Source organism: Kitasatospora sp. NPDC028055 (assembly GCF_040637885.1).
Lineage (GTDB): Bacteria > Actinomycetota > Actinomycetes > Streptomycetales > Streptomycetaceae > Kitasatospora.
The window spans coordinates 1-1175 of the sequence record NZ_JBEZXE010000119.1 but is presented as its reverse complement, the minus strand read 5'-3'; the positions used below and the strand labels follow the sequence as shown (position 1 = coordinate 1175).

Genomic DNA, 1175 nt, shown 5'->3' with positions numbered 1-1175 from the left:
TTTGGGGTACGGGCCGCCATGAAACTCGCTAGAGGCTTTTCTCGACAGCATAGGATCATCCACTTCACCACAATCGGCTCGGCATCAGGTCTCAGACTATATGTGAGGCGGATTTGCCTACCCCACGTCCTACACCCTTACCCCGGGACAACCACCGCCCGGGCTGGACTACCTTCCTGCGTCACCCCATCGCTCACCTACTACAGACTTGGACCGGCGGCTCCACCACTTCCCTTTGCCCGAAGGCTCCGGGACGGCTTCACGGCCTTAGCATCATCTGGTTCAGCGTTGGCGCTTCAAAGCGGGTACGGGAATATCAACCCGTTGTCCATCGACTACGCCTGTCGGCCTCGCCTTAGGTCCCGACTTACCCTGGGCAGATCAGCTTGACCCAGGAACCCTTGGTCAATCGGCGCAAGAGTTTCCCACTCTTGTATCGCTACTCATGCCTGCATTCTCACTCGTATACCGTCCACGACTGGTTTCCACCGCCGCTTCACCCGGCACACGACGCTCCCCTACCCATCACAGCAGGCGTTGGCCCTATTGCTGCAATGACACGACTTCGGTGGTGTGCTTGAGCCCCGCTACATTGTCGGCGCGGAATCACTTGACCAGTGAGCTATTACGCACTCTTTCAAGGGTGGCTGCTTCTAAGCCAACCTCCTGGTTGTCTCTGCGACTCCACATCCTTTCCCACTTAGCACACGCTTAGGGACCTTAGTCGGTGTTCTGGGCTGTTTCCCTCTCGACCATGGAGCTTATCCCCCACAGTCTCACTGCCACGCTCTCACTTACCGGCATTCGGAGTTTGGCTAAGGTCAGTAACCCGGTAAGGCCCATCGCCTATCCAGTGCTCTACCTCCGGCAAGAAACACGTGACGCTGCACCTAAATGCATTTCGGGGAGAACCAGCTATCACGGAGTTTGATTGGCCTTTCACCCCTAACCACAGGTCATCCCCCAGGTTTTCAACCCTGGTGGGTTCGGTCCTCCACACGGTCTTACCCGCGCTTCAACCTGCCCATGGCTAGATCACTCCGCTTCGGGTCTTGGGCATGCAACTGTACCGCCCTATTCGGACTCGCTTTCGCTACGGCTACCCCACACGGGTTAACCTCGCTACACACCGCAAACTCGCAGGCTCATTCTTCAAAAGGCACGCAGTCACGGCC

General features: G+C 57.4%; 1 rRNA gene. It reads right to left on the bottom strand.

Annotation, left to right across the window (positions count from 1 at the left end):
* Nucleotides 1-1175 (bottom strand): 23S ribosomal RNA (locus tag AB0F71_RS39905); the annotation flags it as partial.